At 44.3% G+C, this 6207-nt stretch carries 6 protein-coding genes; 2 read left to right on the top strand and 4 right to left on the bottom strand.

Annotated elements, in window-relative coordinates; genetic code table 11:
• Positions 1 to 329 precede the first annotated feature (329 nt).
• The gene (locus tag EJA10_RS05430; protein ID WP_125478995.1) at positions 330 to 668 is read left to right on the top strand and encodes a hypothetical protein; all 339 of its coding nucleotides are present in this window, start codon (positions 330 to 332) and stop codon (positions 666 to 668) included.
• Between the two features lie 183 nt (positions 669 to 851).
• Here EJA10_RS05430 and EJA10_RS05425 read toward each other — a convergent pair whose 3' ends face one another.
• The 4 genes from EJA10_RS05425 to EJA10_RS05410 all read right to left on the bottom strand — a co-directional run bounded on the left by EJA10_RS05425 (position 852) and on the right by EJA10_RS05410 (position 5340).
• Positions 852 to 2792 carry an ABC transporter permease gene (locus EJA10_RS05425; protein ID WP_125478994.1) on the bottom strand — a complete coding sequence of 647 codons (1941 nt, stop codon included), beginning with the start codon at positions 2790 to 2792 and terminating at the stop codon, positions 852 to 854.
• Positions 2782 to 3543: an ABC transporter ATP-binding protein gene (locus tag EJA10_RS05420; RefSeq protein ID WP_125478993.1), complete on the bottom strand. Its 762-nt coding sequence runs from the start codon at positions 3541 to 3543 to the stop codon at positions 2782 to 2784. Before EJA10_RS05420 ends, EJA10_RS05425 begins: the two co-directional genes overlap by 11 nt.
• Before the next feature lie 100 nt (positions 3544 to 3643).
• Positions 3644 to 4645 (bottom strand): sensor histidine kinase, encoded by a 1002-nt coding sequence (locus tag EJA10_RS05415; RefSeq protein WP_125478992.1) that lies wholly within the window; start codon positions 4643 to 4645, stop codon positions 3644 to 3646.
• Positions 4645 to 5340 carry a response regulator gene (locus tag EJA10_RS05410; RefSeq protein WP_425462068.1) on the bottom strand — a complete coding sequence of 232 codons (696 nt, stop codon included), beginning with the start codon at positions 5338 to 5340 and terminating at the stop codon, positions 4645 to 4647. Before EJA10_RS05410 ends, EJA10_RS05415 begins: the two co-directional genes overlap by 1 nt.
• Before the next feature lie 155 nt (positions 5341 to 5495).
• Between EJA10_RS05410 and EJA10_RS05405 the strand changes: the two genes are divergently transcribed.
• Positions 5496 to 6164, top strand: a complete 669-nt coding sequence (locus EJA10_RS05405) for a DNA alkylation repair protein (protein WP_125478990.1) — start codon at positions 5496 to 5498, stop codon at positions 6162 to 6164.
• The last annotated feature ends 43 nt before the right edge of the window (positions 6165 to 6207 follow it).

Genomic DNA, 6207 nt, shown 5'->3' with positions numbered 1-6207 from the left:
CCCCTGCCCACGCAAAGAAGCCAATGCAACATAATCCATTTTCGCCGGAATCATCTATATATTCCCCCTTGAACAGAGGGACGGTTCTCCTGTTTTAATACTTGTCCACATGACGACTATTAAAACACAAGAACCGTCCCCGTGTTTTCCTTCATTTTACCTCAAACAGAGGGACGGTTCTCCTGTTTTTGGAAAAAGAGAGAGAAAAAAACAGGAGGATTTTATATTTTGGCAAAACGTTAGAACCGTCCCTGTGTTTCAATCTTTTTGTGGTGACTAGTTTTACTGGACCGGGTATAATAAATTGAAAGAGAAGGAGGTGAAATGAGTTGGAGGAAATATTGTATAAGATATTAGATCGTTTGGATTCAATAGATAAACGGTTTGATACTGTTGATGCAAAGTTTGGTTCTATGGAGAATCGTTTAGGTAACTTGGAGAAAGGGCAGCTCTCTTTGGAAACAAATCAGAAGGAATTGCATCAAGGGCAACTCTCTTTATTATCGGAACAGAGCGAGATGCGGAAAGAAGTAGCATTCTATTACGGCAGCCTTATGAAGAAACTTGATGAGACGAAATCAGAATTATCAAGTGAAATCAAGCATGTTTCTAACGTACAGAAACAGCATCAGGATGTTTTAGAGATACTGAATGAAAAACAGCAATAATAACTATATTAACTCTCCTAAAATATCCCCTAATAAAAATACTTCTTAGGTCCTCAAAATGACTTGAATTCCATAACGAATGAGAGGGAAGTTTCTGCTGTTTTACATAGTGAATCAGCAGAAACTTCCCTCTGTTTTGTATTTTTCCAAAATCAGGAGAACCGTCCCCGTGTTTTCCCCCTGTTACAGTGATTCCCTAATGACTTTTTTGGAATGGGCAACTGAGAGTACTGTAAATATGGAGTATAGGGCTGTGTAGAGTGTCATGACGATGATCATGGGTGACCATAGTTCGGTTCCGAAGAAGAACCAGCCGGATTTGACGGCGAAGTAGCTGTGGAGCAGGCCGATGGCTAGCGGGATGCCGAAGTTGAATGCTTGTTTGGCTTGGATTCCCTTCAACAGGTCGCCTTGTGTGAACCCCAGTTTTCTTAGGATGGTATAGCTCGGCTGCTCATCTTCTGTCTGATCCATTTGTTTGAAATAAAGGATGCATCCTGATGTGATGAGGAAGGTCAGCCCGAGAAAGCCGACAATGAACATGGTCAGACCCATTTGCCTCTTCTGGATATTTTCGCTGTCCAGACGGGATTCATTCATCCCTGCCTCCGTATATTGATGCTCATTGAACAGCTCATTCGCCTTTGTCAGTTCACGCTCATCCTGAAGATCGATTCCGATATACCATGAGGAGTCTCTCTGGATAGAAGGGTCCAGATCCTTTTTTACCTGTTCAAAAACACTTTCATCCACAACCGCAACAGGCGAGCCTCCAAAATACCGGGAAACCGGATATTCTTTTTCCATCCCCAGATAATGGAGCGGAATCGCCTCCTCTTTCCCGCGAATCTCAATCGGCCCAGAATCCTTCATCGAGATAAATTTCATCATAATATCACTGTAGCCTGTCAAATAGACCTCATCCTTAGCCACGTCCCTTTGCCCATAAGACTTTTCACTAATCACCGTAACACTCATGGCGGCGGGATCCTGGGTGTACTCCTCCATTTTCAAGCCGATGATTTCCTCGGCATTCATGACCGCCTGAAGAACCTCGATCCTTTTTTCCGTAAAAACAATCTTATTCGACTCCAATTCTTCAGTAAAATCTGCGGCAGATTCACTGTCCACAAAAGTAAAATGGGCAGGGACATTGTTTTTCGCCATCTGTTCCGCAGAATAATATGAGATATAAGTTAACGACAATAAACCAATCGCCAGGGCCGAGACTGTCGTGATGATCGTCAGCAGCCAGGCATTTGACTTCATCCTGAACATAATCGACGACAACGAAAGCACTTCATTTATTTTCAGATACCCATCCTTCTTTTTCCGGATGATATTGGCGATAAAGCTGACAGACCCTTTGTAAAAAAGGTACGTCCCGATGATGACCGAAGCTAAAATGAACACCATCGCGAAAAAGAGTTGATTCACGGAAGTAAAGTCGCCATCAAACAATTTGGATGATACATAATAGCCTGTACCGATCATCCCAATGCCCAAAATACCGATGACCATTTCCCAAATCGAAATCGTCTTGACCCTTCCTTCCGTATTCGACACGACCCTGAACAGTGACAGGATGCTTTGCTTTTTTATGAAAATATAATTCGTCAGCAGCATCAATGCATAAATCGCTGTAAAAACCAGCAGCGTCTGGACCAGGGCCGCTCCGGAAAAATGGAGCCTGGCGATTCCATCCACCTGGGTGATCTTCAGAAGAACCATCATGATCAGCTTGGAAACAGAGAATCCAAGGAAAACCCCTGCTGCCAGCGAACCATAATAAAGCAGGAAGTTCTCGATACTCAGAATCCTGAAGATCTTATTTTTCGTCATGCCGACGAGCTGGAACAGTCCGATTTCCTTGCTTCTCCTTTTGATAAAAAGATTATTGGCATAAGTGAGAAAAATCGCAACAATACCGATAAGCAGGACTGAGGCGGCTTTAATCGCAGCGGCACCTTTGATCGAACCCTTTGTTTCATCCATTGCCGGGTCATATTGGAGCGTGACGAAGGCAAAATAAAGAGCGACGCTGAACATCAGCGCGAACACATACAAGTAATAGTTTTTCAGGTTCTTTTTCAGATTGCGGAGGATGAGTTGATTAACGCTCATGATGCACACCGCCCAATACGCTCTGGGTTTTCATGATATCCTTGAAAAATTCCTGTCTCGTCTGGTCGCCCTTATTCAATTCTGTATAAATCAAGCCATCTTTTATAAAAATGACCCGGCCGCAGTAGCTTGCCGCAACGGGATCGTGCGTGACCATCAAAATCGTCGCCTGCCGCGTTTGGTTCAGGTCGCTCAGCTTGTTCAAAAGGTCTGAAGCCGACTTCGAATCCAGAGCGCCCGTTGGCTCATCGGCAAAAATAATGCTAGGTTCATGGATGAAAGCCCGCGCTGCGGACGTTCGTTGCTTCTGCCCTCCGGAAATTTCATTTGGATACTTATCCTTGATTTCGAAAATCCCCAGTTCAGCCGCGATTCTCTCAAATCTTTGATCCGCTTCCTTTTTGGGTGTCTTACTGACAGAGAGAGGCAAAAGGATATTTTCCTTCACCGTCAGAGTGTCGAGCAGATTGTAATCCTGAAACAAAAAGCCGAGATGCTGCTTGCGGAATTCCGCCAGCTGCTTTTCCTTCATCCCGGTAATGTCGTTCCCTTCGATTTTAATCGAGCCATTTGTTACCCGGTCGATCGAGGAAAGGACATTCAGCAGCGTCGTTTTGCCGGACCCCGACGCCCCCATGATGCTCACGAACTCCCCTTTAAAAATTTTCAGGTCAAGCCCTTTCAAGACTTCCTGCTTATTGAATTTATTTCCGTATGTTTTATGAAGTTTTGCCGCTTCCAGTAAAATCATGTTCACACATCCTTTTTCTATGATAGATTCAGTATAAAACCCTGCCACGTTCACTTCCTTCGATTCAGCGAACAATAAGCAAAAGCATGTGACAGTTTTGTCACATGCCTGATATCTGGACAAAATCATTGCTTTTAGGGAAGGTGAGCTTGAACGTACTGCCCTTGCCTGGCGCTGATTCCACATCAATGGTGATTTTCAGTGAACGTGCCGCTTTACTTGCCAAATACAGTCCCATGCCGGTTGCAGCACTATCCTGATGATGGGCTGTCGAGGTGAACCCCTTTTCAAAAATACGCGGCAAATCCCTCGACTCAATTCCCCTGCCAGCATCGGCAATTTTCAGGAATGTCTGCCCGTTTTGATTCCCGCTGCTTATGCTAATATCCGAAGCTTCACTGTATTTTACCGCGTTCGTCAACAGCTGCCTGATGATAAAAGCCAGCCACTTGGCATCCGTCATTACTTCCCTGACCACCAGATCGATCTCAAAACCGATGCCTTTCTGGATGCACCATGATTGGAGCGTTTTGACCTCGCCAAAAATCACACTCTCCAAATCCGTTCTTTCTATATATAAGTCATTTTCCATAAACGGAATCCGCTTTTGGTGAAGCTGCTGATCCAATAAAAGGTGGATCCTCAGCCATTCATACGTCATTTCTTTTTTCAGAGTCTGATCCTCAAGCCGGTCAATCATCAATTTTAGAGCCGTCAATGGTGTTTTCACTTCATGAATCCACGAAAGCAGCTCATCCTTTTCCTGGTCGACCGTGCGTTCGTTGTTGGAAACGGCTTTTTTGAGCACTTCGAAATGATATGTCAGGCTTTCCGTTACGATTTTTTCGAAAGGACTTAGTGCTTCATTTTTAGAAAAATCGAGGAGATCCTCCGCTTCTTTCATCTCCTGAAAAAACTTCATTTCTTTTTGATACCGGATGACGAGGAAAATCACAAAAAGAATCAGTGACAGAAAAACATAGTATAGAATTGAAGTGATGGAAACAGCCGAGTCAATATAGGCGATAAAAACGGCGAACAACTGGAGCAGCAGGAACAATAGAATCCAGCTGCGGCGTTCCTTCAGGTATGTATAAAACATCAGAACTGATCCTCTTCCATCGCCATGTATCCCTGTCCGACCTTGGTGAGAATTTTTTCACCCAGCCCAATCTCATCGAGCTTTTTCCGAAGCCGGTTGACGTTCACTGTCAGCGTATTGTCGCTAATGAACCGCTTATCATCCCACAAGCTGTTGATCACTTCGTCACGGCTGACAATCTTATTCCTTTTCTCGATCAGCAATTTTAAAATGAAAATTTCATTCTTTGTCAATTCAATCCGGCCTCTATCATTTTCAACGGAATTTTTATCATAATCAACCGTCGCCCCGCACCATGATTTCAGCTGGCTTTGCACCGCACTGTAATCGTAGGCGCGGCGCAGGATCGCCTGAATTTTCGCGATCAGTACATCAAAGTGGAAAGGCTTCTGGACAAAATCATCCGCTCCCAGCTGCATCGACATCACCATATCTGTAGGATGATCCCGTGACGAAAGGAAAATAATCGGCACATTCGAATGAGACCGAATCATCCGGCACCAATGAAAACCATCAAACTTCGGCAGCTGAATATCAATAATCACCAGATCAGGCTTGAACTCCGTAAAATCACCCATCACATCACCAAAATCCCTCACCCCATACACCTCATACGACCACTGAGTCAGACGCTCCCTGATTTCATTAAATAAAGAAAAATCATCCTCAACCAACAAAACCCTCAACACAAACATCACCACCACAACTAATTTTACCAGAAACAGGGTGGAAACACAGGGACGGTTCTCCTGTTTTTGGAAAAACAGGAGAACCGTCCCCGTGTTTCACAAATGACTGCCAAAACGATAAAATATAGAGGAAAACTATTAACTTGAAATGGTGGAGCTCAATGGAGAACTATGTTGAAGTGTTATATGAAGCGGCTTTGAAACACCGGAATGATGAGGAGGCAGTCAGGCTATCCAATTACATGCGGAATCAATTCAGTTTTATTGGATTGAGAGCCCCGCTGATGAAGGCAGTTTTCAAGCAGCATGTGAAGAATTATGGCTTGCCGCAGAAGGAAGAACTACACCAGGTCATCACATCCCTCTGGCAGTTGGAAGAAAGAGAAATGCAAATTAGCGGGCTTTACCTGTTGGATTTAATGAAGAAGCAATTCACAGAAGACGATCTCCCATTGCTGGAATACATCATCACCACCAAGCCATGGTGGGACACGATCGACCATATTGCGAAAAAACATGCGGGGTACTACCTCGAACTATTCCCGCATGCAAGGCAGCACATCGTCGACAAGTGGATCGCCTCCGGAAACATCTGGCTGATCCGTTCCAGTATCCTATTCCAATTAGGCTATAAAGAAAAAACCGACGTAGCCATGCTCGAGGATATCATCTCAAGAACCTGCCACACCAAAGAATTTTTCATCAATAAAGCAATCGGCTGGGCATTAAGAGAATACGCCAAACAAAACCCTGAAAAAGTCATCGAAATAACCAATACATACCCCCTCTCCAACCTGAGCAGGAGAGAAGCCTTGAAGCATATTGGGTGAAACACAGGGACGGTTCTCCTGTTTTTGGTAAAACAGGAGAACC

The organism is Mesobacillus subterraneus (assembly GCF_003937825.1).
GTDB classification, from domain to species: Bacteria; Bacillota; Bacilli; order Bacillales; family Cytobacillaceae; genus Mesobacillus; species Mesobacillus subterraneus.
Note: the sequence above shows the minus strand (reverse complement) of the source record. Positions and strands in the feature narration are given on the sequence as shown.